Origin of the sequence: Streptomyces sp. NPDC002467 (genome assembly GCF_042889825.1) — a bacterium.
GTDB lineage: Bacteria > Actinomycetota > Actinomycetes > Streptomycetales > Streptomycetaceae > Streptomyces.
Map to the genome: position 1 here is coordinate 147082 of NZ_JBIARJ010000015.1, position 25027 is coordinate 172108.

The following is a 25027-nucleotide window of genomic DNA, read 5'->3' on the forward strand; positions in this document are numbered from 1 at the left end:
CCCCGCCGACTCCCTTTCCCCGTGAGGAAGTTCCATGCCCAGCAAGGTCCTGCTCCGTACCGCCTCCGCCGTCACCGGCGCCCTCGCCCTCGCCGTCTCCCTCACCGCCTGCGGCGGTGCCTCCACCGCCGCCGCCGGCAAGGACGGCGGCGGCGAGAAGGTCGTCACCGTCTACAGCGCCGACGGCCTCAAGAGCGAGAAGGGCGACGGCTGGTACGACAAGGTCTTCGCCGACTTCACCAAGAAGACCGGCATCGAGGTCAAGCTCGTCGAGGGCGGCTCCGGCGAGCTGGTGGCGCGCGCCGCCCGCGAGAAGACCAACACCCAGGCCGACGTCATCGTCACCCTGCCGCCCTTCATCCAGCAGGCCGACGGCAAGGGCCTGCTCCAGGCCTACAAGCCCCAGGGCTCCGACAAGGTCAACGGCGGCGACAAGGCCGCCGACGGCAAGTGGACCTCGGTCGTCAACAACTACTTCGGCTTCGTCTACAACAAGAAGGAGCTGACGCAGGCCCCCAGGACCTGGGAGGAGCTGCTGGACGCCAAGTACAAGGGCAAGCTCCAGTACTCCACCCCGGGCGTCGCCGGCGACGGCACCGCCGTTCTCATCAAGGCGATGCACGACTTCGGCGGCAAGGAGCCGGCGAACGAGTACTTGAAGAAGCTCCAGGCCAACAACGTCGGCCCGTCCTCCTCGACCAGCAAGCTCGCGCCGAAGACCGACAAGGGCGAACTGCTCGTCGCCAACGGCGACGTCCAGATGAACTACGCGCAGTCCAAGTCCATGCCGAACCTCGGCATCTGGTTCCCCGCGAAGGACGGCGGCAAGCCGACCACCTTCGCGCTGCCCTACGCGGCCGGTCTGGTCGACAAGGCCCCGCACAGCGAGAACGGCAAGAAGCTCCTCGACTTCCTGCTCGGCGAGGACGCCCAGAAGCTGGTCAGCGAGGTCGGCGGCGGCTTCCCGGCGCGCACCGACGTCAAGCCGACCGACGCGAACGCCGTCGAACTCACCAAGATCATGACGGGTGTCGAGGTCTTCGAGCCGGACTGGGCCGACATCGACAAGAACCTCTCCGCCTACGTCGACGCGTGGAAGTCGGCGACCGGAAGCTAACCGGTCACCTCCCGGTCACCCACGACCGGAAGAGTGACGCTTGCATAACGGGTCTGGACCGAAGCCGTCCCTCCGGTCCGGGCCCGTACGCACGCCCCCGCAAGGTCCCGCGCCTTCCGCCGCTCACTTGCTCCCAGGAGGAGTACGTGTCCACTGTCCTGCCCGGACGCACCCGCACCCGCACGCTCGCCGTGGCCGCCACCGCCACGGCCCTGCTCGCCACCGCCCTCGGCGTGCACACCGCCACGGCCACCTCCGCCGCCGCGGCCGGCAACACCGACAAGGTCCTCGTCATCGGCATCGACGGCACGGTCCTCGACCGCGTCAAGGTCGCCAACGCCCCGAACCTCCAGGGCCTGATGGCCCAGGGCATGACCGCCAAGAGCACCCTGTACGCGAACCCGATGGCCGCCACCTCCTCGGGCCCCGGCTGGTCCACCATCGCCACCGGCGTGTGGCCCGACAAGCACGGCGTGAAGGACAACTCCTTCACCGGCAAGAACTACACGGCCTACCCGGACTTCCTGACCCGCATCGAGAACGCCAAGCCGGCGCTCAACACCTACGCGGCCGCCGACTGGGAGCCCATCACCTCCACCGACCAGAACGGCCCGATCTTCTCGCCGAAGGTCGACAAGCGGCTCAACCTCAAGGGCGACCGCGACGGTTACGGCAGCGAGGACCCGAAGATCGCCGCCGCTGCCGCCGCCGAACTGCAGGGCCAGAACCCGGACGCCGCCTTCGTCTACCTCGGCGAGGTCGACCACGCCGGACACTCCTACGGCGCGGCCAGTCAGCAGTACCTCGACGCCATCGGCCGTGTCGACGCGCTGATCGGCCAGGTCCTCACCGCCGTCCGGAACCGCCCCACCTACGGCCAGGAGAACTGGAAGATCCTGGTCACCACCGACCACGGCCACACCGACGCCGGCGGCCACGGCGGCTCCTCCATCCAGGAGCGCGGCACCTTCGTCATCGCCAAGGGCGCGGGCATCCCGGCCGGTTCGGTCCGCAGCGACGTCAGGCTGGTGGACGTCGCCGCGACCGCGCTCCAGCAGGTCGGAGTCCCCACCAGCGGGCTGGACGGCGTCCCGCTGGACTCCCCGGACGACGACCCCTTCGACACCCTGCGCCCCAACCTCCAGGCGCGCGTGGACGAGACGGGCATCCCGGCCGGCACCAAGGGCTTCACGCACACCCCGCCCGCGGGTTGGTCGATCGACAACTCCAAGATGGGAACGGGCGGTGTCGCCGAGTGGGCCGGCTGGGCCTTCGCCACCGACGAGTTCTGGAGCCAGGCGCAGCGCGACCAGTGGCGCGAGCTGAACGTCCGCTCCCGTGACGTCTTCGCCGTCGCCGACTCCGACGAGTGGGACGACAAGAGCCACACCGGCGGCTACGACTCCACCCTGATCACCCCCAAGTGGGCGGTCACCGGCGGCACCACGCGCAACCTGACCTTCCAGACGCACTACCGCCACGAGGCCGGGCAGACCGCCCAGGTCCTCGTCTCCTACAACGGCGGTGCGCAGACGGTCGTCAAGAGCTACACGGCCGACGCCGTCGCCAAGTCCGAGTCGATCGCGCTCCAGGTCCCGGCCGGCGCCACCGACGTACAGGTCCGCTTCCGCTACGCGGGCAGCAACAACTGGTACTGGACCGTCGACAACGTCCGCCTGGGCTGATCCGCGCAGTATGCGGGGACCCGCAGTCCGGGCGGACGACGCTTCTGCGTCCACGACCCGGACTGGGGGACCTCGCGGTCAGATGAGGTCGACCAGGTTCGCGATGGAGTCCTTCACATGCGTCGGGCGGTACGGGAACTTGTCGATGTCCCCCGGGGCTGTCAGTCCGGTGAGGACAAGGAACGTCTCCATCCCCGCTTCCAGTCCGGCGAGGATGTCGGTGTCCATCCGGTCGCCGATCATGGCACTGGTCTCGGAATGGGCGCCGATGGCGTTGAGGCCCGTGCGCATCATCAGCGGGTTCGGCTTCCCCACGAAATAGGGCTCCTTCCCCGTCGCCTTCGTAATGAGGGCGGCAACCGCGCCCGTAGCGGGAAGCACACCTTCGGCAGAGGGGCCCGTCTCGTCTGGATTCGTCGCAATGAACCGTGCGCCATTATTGATCAAGCGCACCGCCTTCGTCATGGCTTCGAACGAGTAGGTTCGCGTTTCGCCCAGAATGACAAAATCCGGCTCGGTATCCGTCAGGATGTACCCCACCTCGTGTAGCGCGGTGGTCAGGCCGGCCTCACCGATGACGTAGGCGGAACCGCCGGGATGCTGCTTGTCGAGGAACTTGGCGGTCGCGAGTGCCGAAGTCCAGATGTTCTCGGCGGGCACGTCCAAGCCGATTCGACTGAGTCGCGCGTTAAGGTCTCGCGCCGTATGCATGGAGTTGTTCGTCAGCACCAGGAACGGGCGACCGGAGTCGCGCAGCTTTTTGATGAACGCGTCTGCTCCCGGCACGGGGACGCCTTCGTGCATCAGTACCCCGTCCATGTCGGTGAGCCACGATTCGATGGGCTTGCGCTTCGCCATGTTGCCGGTCTCCTGTACGCGTGGGTGGCTGGGGGTGCGCCGGGACGACGCTGTGCCGACACCCCAGCCTATCGATGCCAGTGGCTCTTGAATCATGCTTCCGGTCTGACGTGATGCGCGCAGTGGCACCGCGCAGCGCTCTTCCTGGAACCGGTGGCGACGAGTGCGTTGTGGAGGTGCTGCCCTGTTTCGGCTACTTCCAGATGATCTCGATCAGGTCGGGGCGGAAGGCTCCTCGCTGGGCCCCACCTTTGCCGACGGGCTGCACCACCACGGCCTCGACGCGCTTCCGGATCTCTTCCCGTTTCATGTCGATGGTGTAGTTGCCCCACTCTCGGACGACGCGTGCCGCCGTGCTCCCTGCCCGTGCGGGTGCAGCCGAAAGGTCGGAGACCTTCTCCTTCGTCTCCTGCTCCTTCTCCTCCAGTCGCCGGATCTCCCGCACGAACTCCGCGAGAGAGAACAGGCCATCGGCCCGCAGTCGGCGGGCTTCGACCTTGTCGGCTTCGATCTGTTTCAACGTCGCCTTGGCGGCGGCCGGCTCGGGGTCCTCTTTCGGGGCGGATTGAAGGGACGTGGTCTGCTCCATCAGGTTGCCGAGCAGGGCTTTCTCCATGTAGTCCTCGACCGGAGGTCCACTTCTCGACAGGCTGCCGCAGCCGCCGTCTGCCTTGCGGCAGTAGTAGTAATACCCGTACTTCTCGTAGCTGGTAGTGCCGCGCGCGTATGTCCCGGAAGAGAGGCCGGAACCGCACTTCCCGCAACGTGCGATGCTCGTCAACAGGCGCTTGGTGACGGTGCTTCCGGCCTTCCGGCCCTTGCCGGTCTTCGTGCGGGCGTCGAGCACGTCCACCAACTCGCGCCACTCGTCGGGCGTGAAGATGGTTTCCCACTGGCCCCTCACGGGGGTCCCGTCCGTCCGTTCGATGAGCCACTCGACGGGATCGACTCGGCCTGACCGCTCGCGCACCTCCTGGGGAATGTAGGCGCGATAACCGCACAGCCTGGGGTTGCGGAGCACGTATTTAACGCTCGTGTACCCGATCGTCTTGCCCGGGGGCGTCTGAGGGCTCCGAATGCCGAGTTCCGTCCATTCCCGATGGACGGTAGCGACTTTCTTTCCGTCGATGATGTCCTTGCGTGCGATCGTGAGGAGCTCGGCTTCCCGTTCGTCAATTCTTACGGAGTCCATCCAGCCGAACGCCCGCTGCCCCTTGTGGGGCCTTCCGTCGCCGGCCTCCGCGAGTTTTTGCCGGGCAACTCGGCGCGCGGCGTCTGCCGAGAACTTATTGGCGATGGTGACGTAGATCCGGGCCTGGAAGCGTCCGTCGGCGGTCGTGAGGTCGTAGTCCCCCGACGTGGTGGCGAAGGCCATGGGGCGACGGGCCTGCTCGTAGATGTCGATGAGGCGTTCCAGGTCGCGAGGCTGGCGTGCAATGCGGTCGATGTTGTACGCCAAGATTCCACTGATCAGGCCTCGTTCAAGGTCGATGACCATCGCTTCGAAATCGTTGCGCTTCACGTGGCGCTTGTAGGCGGAGGCATCTTTGTCCTCGTACATGCGGTGCACGTTGCATCTCATCAGCTTGGCCAGGTCGTATACGTCTTCGCGCTGACGTATGAGGCCCTCTTTGCCGTCGCGTCCATCGCCCAGCCGGCCGATGTCCGAGATCCGGATGTACCCGCCGACTGTGAGCACGTCTCCCCCATTGACAGATGTTTCACGGTCATCTCGCAGCATATGTTCTATGCGTGCGGAATGAGGTGCGAACGTACATGTTCGGGCACGGCGCGGGGGCCCGTTTCGTCTCCGACGCGGTCGCGCGCTGATCATCAAGCCGCCCGACCCGTTCGGGCCGGCGCGTTCGGCCATGGGGGCGAACCGTGTTTGAGGCGTACGGCTGACAGGGCTGACACGTACGGCGCCGCTCCGGATGCGGAGCGGCGCGCCGCGCGTGAATCTCCTTGACGAGGAGGTTCACCATGCGCAGTGTTCTGATCGCTCTCCGTGCCACCGGAGTGGCCGTCGCCCTGACGGCGCTCACCACGGTGGCCGCGCCCACCGCCCTGGCGGGCGAGGAGGACCACGGCGACCGCCGCGACCGGGGTGGAAACATCTCGATCGAGCCGAATCCGGCCCACCCCGGAGCGGAGGTCAAGCTGCGCGTCCACGGCTGCGAGGGCACCCGGGGCTCGGCGAAGTCCTCCGTCTTCGTGGACGACATCGACCTGTACGGACGCGACGGCGGACGCAGCCCGCTCTACGGGTCCGGCCGGATCGTCTCGCACGCCTCGCCCGGCTGGCACGCCGTCCGGGTGACCTGCGACGGCCGCGACGGGGTCACCGGCTCCATCGAGATCGGCCACCACCCCAGCCACCACGCCTCGCCGGTCTGGCCGGTCCACGCCGGCGGAGGCGGGATGGCGGCCGAGGTCGCCAAGCAGCAGCCGCAGAAGGCCGGCGACGCCGAGCTGGCCGCGGCCGCGAAGAAGGAGCACGGCGGCGGCGGTCCGGGCCTGCCGCACACCGTGATCGGCGCGGTCCTCGCCGCGGTGGCCACCCTGGCGGTGGCCGGCCGGGCGCTGACCCTGCGCCGCCGACGCAGCGGCGAATGAGCGCGGAGGCCAAGGGTTCCCCCGGCGGGCGGCTGCTGACCTTCGCCGCCTGGTCGGTGCTGGTGCTCGGACTGTGGCTGTGGGGCCGCCAGATCACCGGGGTCCCGGCCCCGCTCGCCGGCCAGGCCGGAGGGACGGTCGGCCCGGGGCTGCCCGCCGCGCGCGCCCCGCTCGCGGGGGCCCTGCCGCAGCGGGTCGACGTGCCCTCCATAGGCATCCAGGCCCCGGTGATCCCCCGGGACCTGGACAAGGACGGCGCGATCGAACCGCCCCCGTACGACAGCCCGGGCACGGTGGGCTGGTGGGGCAAGGGCGTACAGCCGGGCGCGGCGGGAACCGCGCTGATGGTGGGGCACGTGGACACCCGCGCCAAACCCGCGGTGTTCTACGGCCTGAGCTCGGCGCAGCCGGGCGACAAGGTGCGGGTGGTGCGGGCGGACGGCTCGGTCGCCGAGTTCACCATCGAGGACGTGCGGGTCTACGAGCGCGCGGGCTTCGACCCGCACAAGGCGTACGGACAGCGGATCGCGGGCCGGGCCGAACTGAGGCTGGTGACCTGCGGCGGTTCGTACGACAAGGAGGCCAAGGAGTACACGGCCAACGTGGTGGTCTCCGCCTACCTCACGGGTGCGGGCGTCCGCCCGGGCACGGCGGCGTAGGCGCTCGCACAACGAAGAAGCCCCTCGCAGTTCTCACTGCGAGGGGCTTCTTCCGTCTGTGCGCCGCCAGGGACTCGAACCCCGGACCCGCTGATTAAGAGTCAGCTGCTCTAACCAACTGAGCTAGCGGCGCTTGCTGACAGGGAAAACTCTACCCCACTTGCGGAGGTGCTCGTGACCAGCCACGCCCGCCTTGTCCGATTAACCCATGTTTGGGGGGTTTATCGTGCACGATATGTCTGGCCGTACCGCATCTGATGCCCCGCCAGACGCGGTCCGGCCGAACAGTGGACGAGCAGGGGAGTGGACGGAACCGCATGACGATGCAGCCTCCGATGCATGAGCCGACACCGGCGCCCGAGCGGGTGCCGATGCCGATGCCCGCCTTCGAGGAGTACGAGCCCGCGGGCGACTGCCCATGTCGGGGATGCGCGGAGCGTCGCCGCGCACTGGCCCGCGCCCGGGCCATACCGCTGCGGGACGGGGGGCATCCCGCGGCGCGCGGCGCACGGCGCGCGCTGGTCCTGGTCACCGCGGCGGGAGCGGTCCTGGGCGGTGGCGGCTCGGCCGCCGTCGCGGTGACCGCCCCGGCCCCGGGACCGGTGGCGCACGACGACCCCGGCACCCCCCAGGGCGGCAGGTCCCCGCTGCACGGCCCGAAGGCCGGCCCGGCCGGCAAGCCCGGGGCCCCGGGAGCTCCGGCGGCCGCGCTGAAGCGACTGGACCGGACGACGATCGTCAACCGGGCGAAGCTGTGGCTGGACGCGAAGGTCCCGTACAGCATGTCCGAGTACTGGACCGACGGCTATCGGCAGGACTGCTCGGGCTTCGTCTCCATGGCCTGGAACCTGGGTACGAACGAGTGGACCGGCAGCCTGGACAAGTTCGCCACCCGCATCACGAAGGACGAGCTGCTGCCGGGGGACATGCTGCTCTTCCACAACCCGGCGGACCCGAACAAGGGCTCGCACGTCACCCTCTTCGGCGGGTGGGTGGACGAGACCCGCACGCACTACATCGCCTACGAGCAGACGCGCCCGACGACGCGGAAGCTGGCGACGCCGTACGGGTACTGGAACAACGCGACGAAGTACCTCCCGTACCGGTACAACGGGGTCGTCGGCGGGGTCGACACCCCGGGCGCGCCGTCGGAGGGCTCCGCGGCGTTCCCGGGCGCGGGGAAGTTCGGCCCCGGGCAGAGCAACGACCACATCGCCCGGCTCGGCCGGATGCTGATCGACCGGGGCGCTTCCCGCTTCTACCCGCAGGGCGCGAGCAGGACGTGGTCGGATTCCGACCGGCTGGCCACGCAGGCCTTCCAGCTCGCCCAGGGCTGGACGGGCGCGGAGGCGGACGGGATGCCGGGCGCGCACACCTGGCGGCTGCTGGTCGACCGCCAGGGCAAGGACATCGCGCCGCCGGTGGGCGGCGCGGCGGGTCCGGGCGGCGTACGGGCCTATCCCGGGGCGTCGGTGTTCCGCCCGGGCTCCTCGCACGAGGCCATCACCGCGCTGGGCCGCCAACTGGTCAAGAAGGGCTTCGGCAAGTACTACCGGACCGGCCCGGGCCCCCGCTGGAGCGAGGCCGACCGCCGCGCCGTCGAGGCGTTCCAACGCGCGCAGGGCTGGCGCGGCGCGGCGGCCGACGGCTATCCGGGCCCGGAAACCTGGCGCCGGCTGTTCGCATGACGGAGGCAAACATGTACCCCACCCGCACCACCACAACCACGGGCACCCTCCGACTCCCCACCACTCCGGCCAAGCCGGACCCCCACCAGCCCACGGCCGCGACCGCGGCGCCCTCCACCCCGGAGCCGTACCAGGCCCCGGCCCGGTCCGCGGTGCCGGAGGCAGGTCGACCGTCGGCATGGGCCGCCCCGCAGCCGGCGCCCGCCGCACCACCGGCCACCGGGCCGGAGGCCCACCCGCCCGGACCCGCCGTGCCGGCGGCGCCCGCCGAGCCGAACGGGTACCAGGCCCCTGCCTGGGCCGCCGTGCCGGAGGCGCTCGCGGAGCCGGACGGGAACCAGGCCCCGCCCCGATACGCGGCCCCGGCGGCGTCCGTCGAGTCGGACGGGTACCAGGCCCCGGCCCGGCCCACCGTGTCGGCGGCGTCCGCGGAGCCGGATGCGTACCAGCCCCCGGCCTGGGCCGCCGTGCCGGCGTCCGTGGTGGCCGCAGAGCGGGAGGCCCACCAGGTCCCGGCCGACGGGCCGGCGGTGCACGCGCACCCGGGGTCCGGGGCGGAGCCCCGGTTTCGGGAAGGGGCGGGTAGGGGAGCAGCGCAGCAGGCCCCCACCACCCCCCTCGTGGCCGCCCCCCGCGAGGCCGCCGACCCCGCCGCCCCCCTGCTCGCGGCAGCGACGGCGCTGACGATGGCCGCCGAGCCGGAGGCGTACCCGGTCCCGGCAGGGCCCGCCGGGCCGCAGGCCACACCGGCGCCCGCACCCGTCCTCGCCCCGCCCCGCGAGGGGCCGGACCAGGGCGCCGGGAACGCCGACGGGTCCGGGGCGGAGCCCCGGTTGTGGGAAGGGGCGGGCAGGGGAGCAGCGCAGTCCCCCACCACCCCCCACGTGGCCGCCCCCCGAGAGGCCGCGGACCCCGAGCCCCCCACCCCGGAGCAAGCACACGCGCACGCGCACGCGCACACGCCCACCCCCGACCCCGCCACCCTCCGCCTGCGCAGCCACCCCGACCCCGACCCCGAACCCTCCGGCATCCCCGGCCCCGGCGTGGCCGAGATCGTCGCCCAGGCAGTGGCACGCGGCCTCCGCGCCGAGCAGGAGCAGGCGCAGGAGCGGCCGCAGGGGAAGAAGGGGGACGAGGACGACACCCAGGACATCCCCCGGTTCCGCCCGGCGGCGGCAACCCGCGGCACGGCCGTCACCGAAGTCCCGGTGCACCTCCCGTTCCACGGGCAGCCGAAGCCCACCCCGTCCGCCGAGTCCGCACGCACCCCCACCCCCACCCCCACCCCGCAACGCCCCGCGTCCCCCCGGCCCACCCCCGGCCGCCGCGTCCCCCGCGGGGACGACCGGCTCCGGGAGCACCGCGGCCCGGTGCTGCCCGGCTGGATCGGCGTGCTGGTCGGCGCGCTCGCCCTCTCCGGCTGCACGGCAGTGCTGTGGCGGGCCGGGATCCTCCCCGCCCCCCTCGTGGCCGCCTTCGGCGGGACCCCCCGCGCCTACCAGGGCCTGCGCGCCCAGCACTGGCCCCCGCTCGCCTTCCTCGGCATCGTCGCCCTCCTCGCCCTCGGCGGCCTCGGCCGTGCCCGTACCGGCCACGCCTGGGTGCTGACCCTCTTCGGCCGCTACCGCGGCACGGTCCGGCGCACCGGCCTGACCTGGATCAGCCCGTTGCTCCTGCGCCGCCGGGTCGACGTACGCCTGCGCCACTGGCGGAGCGACCCCATGCCCGCCGTGGACTCGGGCGGGCTCGCCCTCCAGGTGGTCGTCCAGGTGGTCTGGCAGGTCAAGGACACCGCCCGGGCGACGCTGGCCGTGGAGGACCACGTCGACTACCTGGCCGAGCAGGTCGAATCGGCCATGGCCCGCGTACTGTCCCAACTGCCCGCCGACGCCTTCCACGAGGACGCTCCGACCCTGCGCGACGCCGAGGCCGTCGGCGACGCGCTGACCCGGATGCTGGCGGCCGAGACCGAGGCTGTCGGGATCGAGGTGTACTCGGCGCAGCCCACCCGGATCGAGTACGCCCCCGAGGTGGCGGAGGCGATGCGCCGCCGCAGGGTGGCCGCCATCGACGCGAAGCACCGCGACACCGTGCTGACCTCGGTGGTGGACGCCGTGGACGACACCGTCCACCGGCTGACCTCACGCGGACTGGTCGAGCTGGACGACTACGAGCGCAAGGCGCTGGTCAAGGACCTCACCGTGGCCTTCTACACGGGCCGGGCGGAGTAACGCGGAGTAACGCGGAGCAGTACCCCCACACCATGGGAACGGGTGGCCGGACACGACCGGACCACCCGTTCCCTCATTGGTCTGGACATGGCCAACTCCCGTCAATAACCTGGGACTTGGTCTAGACCTGAAAAGCGGAACCCGAACCCCGCGCGTGCGCACGCCCTCCCCGAACCTCCCCCCACGTTCAAGGAGCATCAGCATCATGCGTCCCTTCCGCATGCCCGGACGGATGGCCGGCGCCGCCGCGCTCGGTCTCGGCCTCGTCGCCGGAGTCACCCTGCTCGGCGCCCCCACCGCCAGCAGCCACGGATACACCGACACCCCCATCAGCCGCCAGAAGCTCTGCGCCAACAAGACCGTCTCCAACTGCGGAGCCATCCAGTGGGAGCCGCAGAGCGTGGAGGGCTACAAGGGCTTCCCGGCGGCCGGCCCCGCCGACGGCAAGATATGTTCCGCCGGTCTCTCGCAGTTCGCGGAACTCGACGACCCGCGCGGTGGCGCCTGGCCCACCACGCCCGTGACCGGCGGCCAGAGCTACAGCTTCAGGTGGCAGTTCACCGCCAACCACTCCACCACCGACTTCAAGTACTACATCACCAAGAACGGCTGGACCGGCACCAAGGCCCTCACCCGCGCTGACCTCGAACCGCAGCCCTTCCTCACCGTCGCCTACAACGGTGCCCGGCCCGCCATGACCACCGTCCACCAGGGCGCCATGCCCAGCGGGAAGACGGGCCGCCACATGATCCTGGCCGTCTGGACCGTCAACGACACCCCGATGGCGTTCTACTCCTGCTCCGACGTTCAATTCTGACGCATCGTCAGCTACTCTCCGGCGGCATGCGGACGACGACTGCACCGGAAACCGTCGCGGAGCTCGTGGCGCGCCAATGGGGCGATCACCGGCCCGGGCTGATGTACGAGGACGCCGACGCCCGGCGGCACGTGCTCACCCACCACCGGACCGCCCAGGAGGCCGCCGCGCGCGCCGCGCTCCTCGTCGACCTCATGCCCCCGGGGGCCGAGCCGCACATCGGGGTGCTGCTCGACAACACCCCGGAGTTCCCGTTCTGGCTCGGCGCGGCGGCCCTCGCGGGGGCCGCCGTCGCCGGGATCAACCCCACCCGGCGCGGCCCCGAGCTGGCCCGCGACATCCTGCACACCGAGTGCCGGATCCTCGTCACCGAGCGGGCCCACCTGCCGCTGCTGCGCGGCCTCGACCTGCCCGGTGTACGGATGCTGGTCACGGACACCGAGGAGTACGCGGCCCTCCTGGCCCCCTACGCGGCAGCCCAGCCCGGCGACGCGGTACTGACCGCCCCCGGGCCGGCCACCCGCCTCCTCCTCTACTTCACCTCCGGCTCCACCGGCGCCCCCAAGGCGGCCGTCTGCTCACAGGGGCGGCTGGCGGGCGCCGGGGCCTCGCTGGCCCGGAGCTTCTCGGTCGGCGAGGGCGACGTCCACTACGTCTGCATGCCGCTCTTCCACGGCAACGCGGTGATCGCGGACTGGCTCCCGGCACTGGTGGGCGGCGCGGCCGTGGCCCTGCGGCGGCGCTTCTCCGCCTCCGCGTTCCTGGACGACGTACGGGCCTACGGTGCGACCTACTTCACCTACGTCGGGCGCGCGATCCAGTACCTCCTCGCCACCCCGCCCACCCCGGACGACCGCGCGCACAGCCTCCGGCTCGGATTCGGCACCGAGGCCGGCGCGGTGGACGCGGCGCGCTTCGCCGAACGGTTCGGGGTCCGGCTGGTCGAGGGCTACGGGGCCACCGAGGGCGGCGCCTCCGTCCAGCGCACGCCCGACACCCCGCCGGGCGCCCTGGGGCGGGCGGGGGCCGGCGACGACCTCGCGGTGATCGACCCGGAGACCGGCCGCGAATGCCCGCCGGCCGTCCTGGACGCGGAGGGGCGGCTGTCGAACGGCTCCGAGGCCATAGGGGAACTGGTCAACCGGGGCCGCAGCCTGTTCGAGGGCTACTGGCGCAACCCGGACGCGGAGGCCGCCCGTACCCGGGACGGCTGGTACTGGACGGGTGACCTCTTCTTCCGGGACGCGGAGGGCTTCCTCTACTTCGCGGGCCGCACGGACGACCGCCTGCGCGTCGACAGCGAGAACCTGGCGGCCGCCGTGATCGAGAACATCCTGGCCCGCTGGCCGGCGGCGGAGGCGGTCGCCGTGTACGCCGTCCCGGACGAGGTCGCCGGCGACCAGGTGATGGCGGCGGTCTCCCTCCGGGAGGGCGCCCGCTTCGACCCCGACGCCTTCACCGCCTTCCTGGCCGCGCAGCCGGACCTGGGCACGAAGATGTCCCCGCGCTACGTGCGCATCGTCCCGGACATGCCCGTCACCGCGACGAACAAGGTCCACCGGGTCTCCCTGCGCCGCGCGGGCTTCCGCTGCGCCCCGGACCCGGTCTGGCACCGCACCCCGACCGGGACCTACACCCCCTTGTCCCCGCCGGACCTCTCCGCCCTCCTGACCCGGTACGCCTCCCACGGCCGAAAGCCGCTCCTGGACCGCTAGGGGGGTAATGGTTTGGAGCACCCCCCGGCACCAGGTAGTATTTTCTTTGTCAGGCGCCGCTAGCTCAGTTGGTTAGAGCAGCTGACTCTTAATCAGCGGGTCCGGGGTTCGAGTCCCTGGCGGCGCACCTGTACTTCGGGCGGTTTCCGGTTCACCGGAAACCGCCCGAAGTGTTTTCCACGTTCTCCGACCGCTGCCCGACCGCTCCCCGACCACGGTCCGACGCCCGACGGGCCTCAGAGCGTGAGTGACAGCAGCAGCGGTGCGGCCTTCCGGTTCAGGGTGTCCGCCGCGGCGCGCAGCCGGTGCGCGTGTTCCACGGGCATCGACAGGGCCAGGCAGCCCACCGAGGCGCCAGCCGTGATCGGGACCGCCGCGCAGACGGTGCCCACGGCGTACTCCTGGAGGTCGAGCATCGGCACGGTGGCGGGCTGGGAGTCGAGCTTGGAGAAGAGGATCCGCTCGTTCACGATCGTCTTCGACGTGAGCCGGGCGATCTTGTGCCGGGAGATGTGGTCGCGCCGCCCGTTGAGGTCGAGCTGCGTCAGCAGGCACTTGCCGACCGCGCTGGCGTGCGCCGCGGAGCGGAAGTCGACCCACTCGTGGACCTTGGGCGTGCGCGGGCTGTCGGCGAACTGGGTGATCCTGACCTCGCCGTCCACGTAACGGCTGATGTAGACGGCGGCGCCGACGGAGTCGCGCAGCCGGTCCAGGGTGTCCTGGAGCTTGTCGGTCAGGGCCTGCTGCCGGTCGGTGCCGGAGCCGAGCAGAACGAGGGAGTCCCCTATGGCGTAGGCGCCGTCGGACACCTGCAGTACGTAACCCTCCCGGCGCAGCATGAGCAGCATCGGGGTGAGATGGACCGAGGGCAGGCCGGTCTCACGCGCGATCTGCGCATCGGTCACACCGCCGGTGTGCCGCGCGATCGTTTCGAGTACGCGCAGGGCGTACTGCGCCGAGTGGAACGGCGCGGTCGGCTCGGGCTTCAGCGCCACGGTTTCCCCCCTACCAGGTTGTTACCGCTTGCCCTACCACGATAGCCATCAAGGGGCCCATGTGGAGCGCCTGTTGAGGAGAATGACGGCTCAATCGCGCCGTCCCGCCTGTGGCTACTCCATCGGCATATGCCAGCGTCATGCCCCTCGCCCTCGGTGCCGGGAATGCCCGGTCGCCTCCGATGGTTCGAACTCCTCGTACGGACGTGGGCACGGGACGGGAGAGACGATGAGCGACACCGGGGACGCGCGGCGGCGCGACGGTGATGGCGGCGACGGCGCGGGCGCGGGCGTGGCGGGCGGCGTGGACGGCGCGGGCGACGGGATTCGCGGCACCGCCCGGGGTCGGGCGCCCGTACCGCTCTCCGTACTGGACCTCGTCACCGTCGGGGCCGGCCGCACCGCCCACGAGGCGCTGCGCACCAGCGTGGCCATATCCCGACTGGCCGAGCCCCGCGGCTACCACCGCCACTGGGTCGCCGAGCACCACTCCATGCCCGGGGTCGCCAGCTCCTCCCCGGCCGTGATCCTGGCCCACCTGGCCGCGCACACCTCCCGGATCCGCCTCGGTTCGGGCGGCGTCATGCTGCCCAACCACGCCCCGCTCGCCGTCGCCGAGCAGTTCGGCACCCTGGAGGCGCTCGCGCCGGGCCGGATCGACCTCGGGCTCGGCCGCGCCCCGGGAACCGGCGGCCGCACGGCCGCCGCGCTGCGCGGGCCCGGCCGCCTCGACGAGGCCGCGGACGAGTTCCCGCGCCGGCTCGCGGAGCTCACCCGCTTCCTCGACGACGACTTCCCGGACGGGCACCCGTACGCCCGCGTGCACGCCGTACCGGGGCCGGTCCAGGGCCCCACCGGGCGGCCGCCGCTGTGGCTGCTCGGCTCCTCCGGCTTCAGCGCCCGCCTGGCGGGGGAGCTCGGCCTGCCCTTCGCGTACGCCCACCACTTCTCGGCGGCCGGCACCCTGCCCGCGCTCGACCTCTACCGGCAGAGCTTCCGCCCCTCGGCCGTGCTGGACGCCCCGTACGCCGTCATCGGCGTCGCCGCGCTCGCCGCCGACACCGACGCGGAAGCCCGCGCCCAGGTGCTGACGGGCGCGCTGTCGATGCTGCGGCTGCGCAGCGGGCGGCCGGGTCTGATCCCGACGCCCGAGGAGGCGGCGGCGTACGCCTTCACCCCGCTGGAGCGGGAGTTCGTGGACGGGTGGATGGCGAACGTGGTCCACGGCACCGCAGAGGAGGTCCGAGAGGGCCTCGACGGCCTGGCCAAGCGGACGGGCGCGGACGAGCTGATGCTGACCGCCAACGCCCACGGCGGGGAAGCCCGGTTGCGTTCGTACGAGCTCGTCGCAGATGCGTACGGCATGGAGCCGCAGGTTCCCGCCAACGGTTGACCGCATGCGAACGGGGTTCGGCTGGTTTGTTGCCGAAACCTTGCGGGGCGGTGCCTGAAGAGAGCCTTAAACCGCTCGTCACCCGGGGTGGCGGGCGGTTTTTGACGCGCTCTCAGGTCTCTGACCAAGGGGTTTGTGCGGAGAGTGGTCTAGTCCTTCTTTGGTCCAAACCATTGACTCGGGCGTGCGGCGATCGCTATCACTTCTCCCACCTGATCTGCTGCGTTCCCCTCCCACCCCCACGGAGCGAGTTCATGCACATCCGTAAACCCCTCGTCGCGGCCGCCGCCACGGTCGCGCTCGCCGCCGGATCGCTGGCGGCCTTCGCCGGACTCGGCGGCGCCGCACAGGCCGCCGACTCCGGCGCCACCGTGAGCGGCGGTGGCGTGAAGATCGCCTACTACGACCAGTGGAGCGTGTACGGGAACGCCTTCTATCCCAAGCACCTCGACACGCGCGGCATAGCGGGCAAGCTGGATGTCATCAACTACTCCTTCGGGAACATCCACCCCACCAACCTCACCTGTTTCGAGGCCAACAAGGCGGCCGGCGACGACAACAACCCCAACGCCGGCGACGGCGCGGGCGACTCGTACGCCGACTACCAGAAGTCCTTCGGTGCCGCGGACAGCGTCAGCGGGGTCGCCGACAAGTGGGACCAGCCGATCGTCGGCGTCTTCAACCAGTTCAAGCAGCTGAAGGCCAAGTACCCCCACCTGAAGATCAACATCTCGATCGGCGGCTGGACGTACTCGAAGTACTTCAGCGACGCGGCGAAGACCGACGCCTCCCGCAAGAAGCTCGTCTCCTCCTGCATCGACCAGTACATCAAGGGCAACCTGCCGGTCGAGGGCGGTTACGGCGGCGCCGGCAGTGCGGCCGGGATCTTCGACGGCATCGACATCGACTGGGAGTACCCGGGTTCGTCGGGCGGCCACCTCGGCAACCACTACGCCCCCGAGGACAAGCAGAACTTCACGCTCCTGCTCAAGGAGTTCCGCGAGCAGCTCGACGCCTACGGCGCGGCCAACGGCGGCAAGAAGTACCTCCTGACCTCGGCCCTCCCCGCCGGCCAGGACAAGATCAAGTACATCGAGACGGACAAGATCGGCGCGTACCTCGACTACGCGAACATCATGACCTACGACATGCACGGCGCCTGGGACGGCGACGGGCCGACGTACCACCAGTCCCCGCTGTACTCCGGCGCGAACGACCCGACCGACCCGATCGCCCCCGGCACGCAGAAGTACAGCATCGACAACGCCATCGACTCCTGGATCGACGGCAACCCGGCCTATGGCATCACGGGCGGCTTCCCCGCCAACAAGCTGACGCTGGGCTACGAGTTCTACTACCGCGGCTGGAAGGGCGTCCCGGCCGGTACGGCGGGCGGTCTCGCCCAGCCCGCCACCGGCGCCTCGGGCGCCCGGCCCACCAGCCAGCAGGCCGGCATCGCCAACTACAAGGAGCTCGGCGGCATCGTCGACAACGCCGCGACCACCTTCTGGGACGACCAGGCCAAGGCCTCGTACTTCTACAAGGACGGCGAGTGGTTCACGGGCCTGAACCAGAAGTCCATCCAGGCCCGGGTCGACTACGGCAAGCAGCGCGGCCTGGCCGGCGCGATGATGTACTCCCTGCTCGGCCTGGACGACAACACCACCCTGCTGAACCAGATCTCGGACGCCCTCGGCGGAGCCACCCAGCCGCCGGTCACCACCCCGCCGACCACGACTCCGCCCACCACCACGCCTCCGACCACGACCCCGCCGACCACGCCGCCCGCGGGCTGCGGTTCGACCCCGGCGTACGTCGCGGGCACGGTCTACACCGGCGGCCAGGAGGTCTCGTACAACGGCCGCAAGTACAAGGCCCAGTGGTGGACGCAGAACGAGACGCCGGGCACCACCGGTGAATGGGGTGTCTGGAAGGACCTCGGCGCCTGCTGATCTCCCCCCACCCCGCGCCGAGCGGCCCTCCGCCCTGCCCCCTCTCCGGGGCGGGGCGGAGGTGTGTCACATGGTTGCCCCGTTTCCGACCCCGGTGCGTGCGGACGTCGCTACGCTCGGCGACAAGTCCGTTCTCCGCTTGGGGGTGCCGCCTGATGGCCGTGGTCCGTGACATCGATCCCAGTGCCTCGCCGCTGGACTACTACAGCTACGAGCTGCGGCGGCTGAGGGAGGAAGCGGGCCTGAAGCAGGCGCAGCTGGGCGCGATCATCTTCTGTACGGGTTCCCTGATCGGCATGGTCGAGAACGGCAAGCGGGTCCCGACGCGGGACTTCTCGGAACGGGTGGACGCGGCGCTTGGGACGGGCGGCGTGTTCTCCCGCCTGGTGGGGCTGGTCCTACGAAGCCAGTTGCCGACGTGGTTCCAAGCGTTTGCCGAACTGGAAGTCAGGGCCACCAACATCTCCTCGTTTCAGCCGCAGCTGGTGTACGGGCTTCTACAGACGGAGGAGTACGCCAGGGCGGTGCTCCGTGCGGGGTGGGGCGAGAACCTTGACGACGCGGTTGCCGCAAGGCTTGAGCGTCAGCGCATCCTGAGCAGGGAGCGCCCACCGTTTGTGTGGGTGGTGCTGGACGAGGCGGTACTACACCGGCCCTTCGGGAGCCGCGAGATCATGCGCCGACAGCTCGACCGACTGCTGGACTTTCAGGACAGGCGCGAAGTGCGGATTCAGGTCCTTCCGTTCAGTGCTGGACAACACCCCGCCACGGTAGGCGCGTTCACTGTCCTGAGGTTCGATGCTGATCCGGATGTCGTTTATGCCGAGAGCTACGGTTCGTCACACGTGAAGGCAAATCCCGAGACGGCCAGGGACTGCGCACATCGCTACGATCACCTACAGGCCGCGGCACTCTCCGTTGAGGAATCGGCGGCGCTGATCGCTCGCGTACGGGAGGAACGATATGGGGACCCAGACCAATCTGACGGGCGCGCTCTGGCGTAAGTCCAGCTACAGCGGCGGGACCGGCGGCGAATGCGTCGAGGTGGCCGCCCAGCCCCGCGAGGTCGCCGTCCGGGACTCCAAGAACCCCGACGGGCCCGCCTTCACCGTGGCGCCGGAGGCCTTCGCCGCCTTCGTCCGGAGCCTCTGAGCAGGCGGGCCGCGCCGGGTCGGCTCAGGCCTGGTACTGGCCGACCGTCACGAAGTACCGGAGGTCCTCCGGAGTGCCGTCCAGAGCCTTGTTGGCCGCCGCGCGCAGGGCGGGGCTGATGTCCGGGCGGGCCAGGATCCGCAGCACGGTGACGCGGTCGTCCTCGGCCTGGGCGAGCCGCAGGCCGGTGGCCAGGAACGCGGCGCGGTCGGCGGCGGTGCCGCTCAGGGCCTTGTTCGCCTCGCGGACCACGGCCTTGCCCGGCTTGCCCGCCAGGATCCGGAGGATGGCGACCGCGTTGTCCTCGTCCCGGGCGCGGGCGAGGCCCGTGGTCAGGAAGGTGACGCGGTCCTGCGGGGTGCCGGAGAGGGCCGCGTTCGCTTCGCGGATCACCGACTTGCCGCAGGCGCGGTCGGTCAGCAGCTTGACGATGGTGAACGCGTTGTCCGTGTCCTTGGCGGCGACCTTGGCCGTGGCCCCGCACACCGGCGTGGGGGCAGGAGCCGTCGCGGCGAAGGACGGCGTGGAGAGCAGCAGGGCCGGGGCCAGGGCGGCGGCCGTCAGGGCGAGCGCAACGCGGCGCGTGTTCATGGAGGTTCCCCCTCGATCATGCGATTCGCTGTGGTCTGGCAGCGAATGAGTCGGCTTCAGGCTAAGCCGATTGATCACTGATGATCGCGAGATTCCGTTTCGTTTTGTTTTGTTACAGGAGCGGGCCCCGTGACTCCTGTCAGACCATGGGGTGCGGGGCGGGTCCGTCCTGTTCGGCCCCGGCGGAGGCCGCCGCCTCGGAGGCCCGGCGGCGGATCATGCGGGCGATCGCGTCCGGCGGGACCGCGCGCGAGTACAGCCAGCCCTGGCCCGTGTCGCAGCCGACGCGCCGCAGCCGGGCCGCCTGGCCCGCTGTCTCCACGCATTCCGCGGTGACGGTGAGGCCCAGCCGGTGCGCGAGCTGGACCAGGGCCTCGACGATGGTCTCGTCGGCCGGGTTCGGGTGGGTGCCCTCCTCGTAGCGGAAGCCGCGTACGAAGGAGCCGTCCAGCTTCAGGACCGAGACCGGCAGCCGGCTGAGGTAGGCGAGGTTCGAATATCCGGTGCCGAAGTCGTCGATGGCGATGCGCACGCCCATGTCGCTGAGGGCTTGGAGGGCCTGGAGCGGCCGGCCGGCCGAGCCCATCACCGCCGACTCGGTCAGCTCCAACTGGAGCAACTGCGGCGCCAGACCGGTCTCGGCGAGGATCTCCGCGACGTCGCCCACCAGGTCGGAGTCCCACACCTGGCGCACCGCGACGTTGACCGAGACGAAGACCGGCGCGTCGCTGGGCTGCTCGATCTGCCAGCGCCGGGCCTGTCGGCAGGCCGTGCGCAGCACCCACCGGCCCAACTGGACGATGGATCCGTCCTCTTCGGCGATGCCGATGAACCGATTCGGCGTCAGGGTGCCGAACTGCGGGTGGTTCCAGCGCACCAGGGCCTCGACCCCCCGCAGCGCCCCGCTCTCCAGGTCCACCAGGGGCTGGTACTCCAGCGCGAACTCCCCGCGCTCCACCGCCGGCCGCAGGGTGGAGGAGAGGGCCTGCCGCGTCATGCGGTGCGCGTTGCGTTCCGGGTCGAAGAGGGTCCAGCGGGCCTTGCCGTCGGCCTTGGCCCAGTACAGGGTCGTGTCGGCGGCCTGCATCAGGCAGGTCGCCGAGGTCCCGGCCGTGGCCCGTTCCACCACCCCGATGGACGCCGAGACCGACAGCCGCTGCCCGGCCAGGTCGAACGGCTCCTGTACGGCGGCCAGTACGCTCCGCGCCAGGTCGGCGAGCTGCTCGGTTCCGGTGGAGTCCTCCACGAGCAGGGCGAACTCGTCGCCCCCGAGCCGCGCCACGAGGTGGCCGCCCGTACGCCCGTATCCGGACTGGTCGGCGCACTGGGTCAGCCGGGCGGCGACGGCGGTCAACAGCCGGTCGCCGACGCGGTGGCCGAGGGTGTCGTTGACGGCCTTGAAGCCGTCGAGGTCCAGGTAGCAGAGCCCGATCCGGCCGGTCCCGCCGCCGTACTCGTACGAGGAGGCCTCCAGGGCGGCGGAGAGCCGCTCGAAGAACAGTGCCCGGTTGGGCAGCCGGGTGACGGGGTCGTGCATCTGGAGGTGGCGCAGCCGGGCCTGGAGGTCGCGCCGGTCGCTGATGTCGGCGACGGACAGCAGGACGTCGCCGGTGCCGGGTACGGGCCCCAGGGTGACCTCGGTCCACAGCGAGTGCCCGTCGGGGTGCTTGAGCCGCCGGGTGCAGCGAAGCCGCGCCTGTCGCCCGCGGAGCACCTCCTGGTACGCGGCCCAGGTACGGGCCTCGGCGGCCAGGTCGACCAGGTCGGCGGCGCACCGGTGCGCGAGTTCGTGCGGCTCGGCGCCGAGCAGGCCGGCGAAGGCCTGGTTGGCGGTGACGACGTAGCCGTCCCGGTCGACGACGGCCATGGGCAGGTGAGCCGCGTTGAAGGCGGCCCGGTAGTCGCGCCGTTCGGCCTCGGCGCGGGGCGGGCTCGCCGTCGCGGACACTGCCGGGTGACGCTCCGTGACGGCCGAGCGGATGCTGTCGGCCGCCGAACCGGGTCCTTCTGGGGTTCCGCTCACCGTTGGCTCCCGCAGTGCGTGTCGGTGTCCGTGCAGGAAAGTGTGCCGATCATAGAGGCAGCCGGGAGGCCCTATCCAGCGGCGTCGCCGTACGGCGGGGGGTGGTTCGACGTGATGACGAACCGTTGGCCAAAGGACGGGCGATCGTTTCCGCTCGGCTGTGAGCGTGCGGAGACCTCTGTTGATCTCGTGTGATCGGTCGTGACGTTCTGTAGGTGTGGCGTGAAGTCCGGGGGTCACCGACTTGCCGTACCGCTCACTCGTGTGGGGCAGCGGAACAAGGCATTAGTAAGACAATCGCCTCAAGGTGGGACGAGAGGGTAGGAATCCACCACCGGAGGTCGATGTGCCGCGACAGCAGACACCCGGGGGAGTGGACCGCTCCCGCCTCCGCAGTGCGGCTGCCGCGCTCACCTCACTGTCGGCGCTCGCCGCCATGTCGCTCGTCGCGGGCCCCGCGGTCGCCGACTCCGGAGCCGGCCCGTGCGCGCTGACCCGCACGGCGGCCCACCACTCCCTCGGCCTGGACTCCTGGAACGGTGCCTACCCCAGGCCCGAGCGCACCCTGAACGCGGTGATGGTCTTCCTCTCGTTCCCCGACCACCGCCCCGCGCTGACGCCCGGGCAGATCACCGCCGACTACTTCCCGACCACCAGCGACTTCTTCGAGCAGGCCTCGTACGGCCGCTTCCATCTGGTCCCGCACCCGCAGAAGAGCTGGATCCGGATGCCGAAACCGTCCACCGCGTACGGGATAAGGCGCGACTGGGCCCCCGGGGACCGGGCGACCTACCTGCGCGACGCGGTCGCCGCCGCCGACCCCGGGGTGGACTTCTCCAAGTACGACGTCGTCTACTTCGTCGCCGACCCGGAAGCCCCCGGAGTCGACTCCGACGCCACCAAGGTCGTCAACTTCGAGCAGCCCATCGTCGCGGACGGCGCGGAGCTGCGCCGGATCGTCACCGTCTTCGAACGCCACCCTCCCGACCGCAACGTACTGGCGCACGAGACCGGCCACGTCTTCGACCTGCCCGACCTCTACCACCGGCCCACGGACGGCAAGGGCGACTGGGACACGTACGTCGGCGACTGGGACGTCATGGGCAGCCAGTTCGGCATGGCCCCCGACCTCTTCGCCTGGCACAAGTGGAAGCTGGGCTGGCTGGACGCCTCCCAGGTGGACTGCGTGCAGTCGGGCTCCTCGCTGCACACCCTGCAACCGCTGTCCCAGGCCCCGCCCAGCGGCGGCACGGGCGGGACCCGGCTCGCCGTGATCCGTACGGGTCGCGGCAGCGCGATCGCCATCGAGGCGCGGGGCTCCGCCGGCAACGACGGCAACACCTGCACGGAGGGCGTCCTCGTCTACCGGGTGCGCAACGAGGCGGCGTCCGGTGGCGGCCCGATCGAAGTGCTGGACGGGCATCCGCGGACGGAGGCCTGCTGGGAGCACTCGGTGTACCCGCCGCTGGCCGACGCCCCGCTGGAGGTGGGCGAGTCCTACACGGTGCCGGGGGAGCGGATCAGGATCGAGGTCGCGGACCGCACGCCGTCGGGCGCGTACACGGTGAAGATCACCACGTGACCGCCCGCACGCGCACGAAGAAGGCCCCCACTCCGAGGAGTGGGGGCCTTCTTCCGTCTGTGCGCCGCCAGGGACTCGAACCCCGGACCCGCTGATTAAGAGTCAGCTGCTCTAACCAACTGAGCTAGCGGCGCTTGCTGACGTCGTAGACATTACCAGGAGGTTCCGCGGAACTAAAAATCGATATCCGCAGCTCGGGCGGCGCGGACGAAGGCCCACAGCAGGGCGTCGGGTCCGGGGAGCCAGGGCGTGCGGGAATCGGGGGCCACCAGCCACCGCGAAGGGCCGGCCTCGGCGACCAGCGGGGGCACGGTGACGGCGTCGCCCCGACCGTGGCACAGCGGCGCGGGGACGCTGCGCGAAGCCCCCCACTCCTCCCACGCCAGCAGCGCGGGCAGCCGGTGGGCGGTGCCGGGCGCGGCGAACAGCAGCATCCGCCCCCGGTGCACGGCGACCGGGCCGCAGCCGGGCCCCTCGGCCCACAGCAGGTCCAGGATCCGGCGGCCGACCACGAGCGGCACGTTGACGACGTCGAAGGCCACTCCGCACGGCAACGCGGCGGGCGAGGTGGGCCGCGCCTGCCACGCCGCGAGGGTCAGCCCCGGATGCGCGCTGGCGGAGGCGAGCCAGTGCGCGCCCTGCGGGGTGACGCGGGTGGCGGGCGCGGTACGTACGTCCAGTTCGAGTGCGGGGCAGCCGGGAGTCATGACGCCAGGTCTACCCGGTGTGACGTACCGCTCTCCAGGAGTTACCGGAAACGGGGACAGGGTGGGGCGTGCGGGTGTATGTTGCGCCGCGCATATGCCAGTCCGCCGGTCCGCTGCGCTTGGCGGGACGGGGTTCGGTCGGTTGTCTGCGGCGCCGCTCCCGGGGCTCCGCCCCGGACCCCGCGCCTCAGACGCCGGCGGGGCTGATGTTGCTCCTGCCGTCCGCCTGGCGCGGCCGGGCTACGGGGTGTCGGGGCCTCGTTGGAGGGACTGGCCGAATTCGATCATCTTGCGGGCGTAGTCCTCGGTCCACTCCGCACGTTCGGCGATGGCGGCCGGGGACAGCCGGTCGAACCGTCGGGGGTCGGCCAGCTGTGCCGCGGCCACCGCCTGGAACTCCACCGCACGCTCCTGCGCGGCCCGGAACGCCAGAGTCAGCTCCGTCGCGCGGGCGAGCAGCTCCCGGGGGTCCTCTATCGACTCCAGGTCGAAGAAGTGCTCCGGATCCGCCACGACCTCGGACGGTTCGAAGAGGAGCGGCGCGGGCCGCAGCCTCCGCTCGGTCCGCTCGGGCTCTGCCATGCGTGTCCTCCTGCTGCGCGTGCGAATGGTTTCCGGGCCACCGTCCATTGTCCAACGGCCCGCAAGGGCGCACGAAGGGCCCGCGCGCGCCGGTCAGGCGGAGACGGCCTCGCCCGCCCGCTGAGCGGCCAGCAGCGCCACGTCGTCGAGCACGCCGGTCAGCTCGTCCGCGAGTCCCTCCGGGGCCGTGAACCCGTCCGTTCCGACCAGCTTCGGGATGCCCGCGACCGCGACGGAGCGCTCGGCGGGCACCATGCCCACCTGGGTGAGCACCGGCAGCAGCATCTGCGCGGCCGGGACGCCGCCCGTGGGGCCCGCGCTGTAGCTGACGATGCCGACCGGCTTGCCCTTCCACTCGTTGTAGAGGAAGTCGACGGCGTTCTTGAAGGGGGCCGTGAAGCCGCCGTTGTACATCGGCAGCACGAAGACGAGGGCGTCCGCCGACTCGATCAGCGCACTCCAGTCCTTGGTGTGCTGGTGGGCGTAGACGCCGCTGGAGGCGTACTCGGGCTCGTCCAGGAAGGGGAGCGCGATCTCGGCGAGGTCGACGGGGGTGACCTCGAAGTCGCCCCGGGCGCGGGCCTGCTCGGCGACCCACCGGGCGAGCGGGCGGCCGGAGGAGGTGGGGCGGGTGGCTGCGGAGATGACGTGGAGGCGGGTCACG

20 protein-coding genes, 3 tRNA genes and 1 pseudogene are annotated in these 25027 nt (G+C 71.1%); 14 read left to right on the forward strand and 10 right to left on the reverse strand.

Going from position 1 to position 25027, the window contains the following annotated elements; genetic code table 11:
- Positions 1-34: 34 nt before the first annotated feature.
- Positions 35-1117: a 2-aminoethylphosphonate ABC transporter substrate-binding protein gene (locus ACFYYJ_RS28300; protein ID WP_389136536.1), complete on the forward strand. Its 1083-nt coding sequence runs from the start codon at positions 35-37 to the stop codon at positions 1115-1117.
- A 146-nt stretch (positions 1118-1263) separates the two neighbouring features.
- On the forward strand, positions 1264-2802 hold the full coding sequence (locus tag ACFYYJ_RS28305) for an alkaline phosphatase family protein (protein ID WP_385360976.1): 1539 nt from the start codon (positions 1264-1266) through the stop codon (positions 2800-2802).
- A 78-nt stretch (positions 2803-2880) separates the two neighbouring features.
- Here the strand turns inward: ACFYYJ_RS28305 and ACFYYJ_RS28310 are convergent, their stop codons facing one another.
- Together ACFYYJ_RS28310 and ACFYYJ_RS28315 are read right to left on the reverse strand one after the other, a co-directional pair.
- Complete coding sequence (locus ACFYYJ_RS28310) at positions 2881-3660, reverse strand: HAD-IIA family hydrolase (protein WP_384593732.1); 780 nt, start codon at positions 3658-3660, stop codon at positions 2881-2883.
- Between the two features lie 193 nt (positions 3661-3853).
- Positions 3854-5359 (reverse strand): recombinase family protein, encoded by a 1506-nt coding sequence (locus ACFYYJ_RS28315; RefSeq protein WP_389136540.1) that lies wholly within the window; start codon positions 5357-5359, stop codon positions 3854-3856.
- Between the two features lie 284 nt (positions 5360-5643).
- Here ACFYYJ_RS28315 and ACFYYJ_RS28320 point away from each other — a divergent pair, with 284 nt between their 5' ends.
- Entirely contained in the window at positions 5644-6276 is a 633-nt protein-coding gene (locus ACFYYJ_RS28320) for a hypothetical protein (RefSeq protein WP_385124792.1), read from the forward strand.
- Complete coding sequence (locus ACFYYJ_RS28325) at positions 6273-6935, forward strand: class F sortase (RefSeq protein WP_385124794.1); 663 nt, start codon at positions 6273-6275, stop codon at positions 6933-6935. Before ACFYYJ_RS28320 ends, ACFYYJ_RS28325 begins: the two co-directional genes overlap by 4 nt.
- A gap of 59 nt (positions 6936-6994) precedes the next feature.
- Here ACFYYJ_RS28325 and ACFYYJ_RS28330 read toward each other — a convergent pair.
- A tRNA-Lys gene (locus ACFYYJ_RS28330) sits at positions 6995-7068 on the reverse strand.
- 238 nt (positions 7069-7306) lie between these two features.
- Here ACFYYJ_RS28330 and ACFYYJ_RS28335 point away from each other — a divergent pair.
- The 5 genes from ACFYYJ_RS28335 (at position 7307) to ACFYYJ_RS28355 (ending at position 13513) form a co-directional block, all read left to right on the forward strand.
- Entirely contained in the window at positions 7307-8623 is a 1317-nt protein-coding gene (locus ACFYYJ_RS28335) for a peptidoglycan-binding protein (RefSeq protein ID WP_385360993.1), read from the forward strand.
- A gap of 11 nt (positions 8624-8634) precedes the next feature.
- Positions 8635-10854, forward strand: coding sequence for an SPFH domain-containing protein (locus ACFYYJ_RS28340; RefSeq protein ID WP_389136544.1), 2220 nt, complete (start codon positions 8635-8637; stop codon positions 10852-10854).
- A 205-nt stretch (positions 10855-11059) separates the two neighbouring features.
- Positions 11060-11671: a lytic polysaccharide monooxygenase gene (locus tag ACFYYJ_RS28345; protein WP_389136547.1), complete on the forward strand. Its 612-nt coding sequence runs from the start codon at positions 11060-11062 to the stop codon at positions 11669-11671.
- Positions 11672-11697: 26 nt separating this feature from the next.
- Complete coding sequence (locus ACFYYJ_RS28350) at positions 11698-13386, forward strand: AMP-binding protein (RefSeq protein ID WP_389136550.1); 1689 nt, start codon at positions 11698-11700, stop codon at positions 13384-13386.
- Between the two features lie 53 nt (positions 13387-13439).
- Positions 13440-13513: transfer RNA gene (locus ACFYYJ_RS28355), tRNA-Lys, on the forward strand.
- Between the two features lie 109 nt (positions 13514-13622).
- On the opposite strand, the gene ACFYYJ_RS28360 is transcribed toward ACFYYJ_RS28355, so the two are convergent.
- Positions 13623-14381, reverse strand: a complete 759-nt coding sequence (locus ACFYYJ_RS28360) for an IclR family transcriptional regulator (protein WP_385124798.1) — start codon at positions 14379-14381, stop codon at positions 13623-13625.
- Between the two features lie 229 nt (positions 14382-14610).
- On the opposite strand from ACFYYJ_RS28360, the gene ACFYYJ_RS28365 reads away from it, so the two are divergent.
- The 4 genes from ACFYYJ_RS28365 to ACFYYJ_RS28380 all read left to right on the forward strand — a co-directional run bounded on the left by ACFYYJ_RS28365 (position 14611) and on the right by ACFYYJ_RS28380 (position 18878).
- Positions 14611-15774, forward strand: a complete 1164-nt coding sequence (locus ACFYYJ_RS28365) for an LLM class flavin-dependent oxidoreductase (RefSeq protein ID WP_389136554.1) — start codon at positions 14611-14613, stop codon at positions 15772-15774.
- Between the two features lie 254 nt (positions 15775-16028).
- A complete protein-coding gene (locus ACFYYJ_RS28370; RefSeq protein ID WP_389136557.1) occupies positions 16029-17726 on the forward strand; it encodes a glycosyl hydrolase family 18 protein in 1698 nt (565 codons plus the stop codon).
- Positions 17727-17881: 155 nt separating this feature from the next.
- Positions 17882-18730 carry a helix-turn-helix transcriptional regulator gene (locus ACFYYJ_RS28375; RefSeq protein WP_389136560.1) on the forward strand — a complete coding sequence of 283 codons (849 nt, stop codon included), beginning with the start codon at positions 17882-17884 and terminating at the stop codon, positions 18728-18730.
- Positions 18690-18878: a DUF397 domain-containing protein gene (locus tag ACFYYJ_RS28380; RefSeq protein ID WP_389136563.1), complete on the forward strand. Its 189-nt coding sequence runs from the start codon at positions 18690-18692 to the stop codon at positions 18876-18878. The genes ACFYYJ_RS28375 and ACFYYJ_RS28380 overlap by 41 nt, the downstream gene beginning before the upstream one ends.
- Positions 18879-18902: 24 nt before the next feature.
- Here the strand turns inward: ACFYYJ_RS28380 and ACFYYJ_RS28385 are convergent, their stop codons facing one another.
- Positions 18903-19469, reverse strand: a complete 567-nt coding sequence (locus tag ACFYYJ_RS28385; protein WP_385124804.1) for an ALF repeat-containing protein — start codon at positions 19467-19469, stop codon at positions 18903-18905.
- A gap of 139 nt (positions 19470-19608) precedes the next feature.
- Complete coding sequence (locus tag ACFYYJ_RS28390) at positions 19609-21492, reverse strand: putative bifunctional diguanylate cyclase/phosphodiesterase (RefSeq protein ID WP_389136566.1); 1884 nt, start codon at positions 21490-21492, stop codon at positions 19609-19611.
- A 346-nt stretch (positions 21493-21838) separates the two neighbouring features.
- Here ACFYYJ_RS28390 and ACFYYJ_RS28395 point away from each other — a divergent pair, with 346 nt between their 5' ends.
- Entirely contained in the window at positions 21839-23074 is a 1236-nt protein-coding gene (locus tag ACFYYJ_RS28395; RefSeq protein ID WP_385360954.1) for a M6 family metalloprotease domain-containing protein, read from the forward strand.
- Between the two features lie 60 nt (positions 23075-23134).
- Here the strand turns inward: ACFYYJ_RS28395 and ACFYYJ_RS28400 are convergent.
- The 4 genes and pseudogenes from ACFYYJ_RS28400 to ACFYYJ_RS28415 all read right to left on the reverse strand — a co-directional run bounded on the left by ACFYYJ_RS28400 (position 23135) and on the right by ACFYYJ_RS28415 (position 25026).
- Positions 23135-23208, reverse strand: a tRNA-Lys gene (locus ACFYYJ_RS28400).
- Positions 23199-23781, reverse strand: a pseudogene (locus ACFYYJ_RS28405) (bifunctional DNA primase/polymerase). The gene ACFYYJ_RS28400 and the pseudogene ACFYYJ_RS28405 overlap by 10 nt, the downstream one beginning before the upstream one ends.
- A 240-nt stretch (positions 23782-24021) precedes the next feature.
- Positions 24022-24363, reverse strand: a complete 342-nt coding sequence (locus ACFYYJ_RS28410) for a hypothetical protein (RefSeq protein ID WP_385360951.1) — start codon at positions 24361-24363, stop codon at positions 24022-24024.
- Positions 24364-24456: 93 nt separating this feature from the next.
- Positions 24457-25026 (reverse strand): NADPH-dependent FMN reductase, encoded by a 570-nt coding sequence (locus tag ACFYYJ_RS28415; protein ID WP_385124809.1) that lies wholly within the window; start codon positions 25024-25026, stop codon positions 24457-24459.
- Between the last annotated feature and the right edge of the window lies 1 nt (position 25027).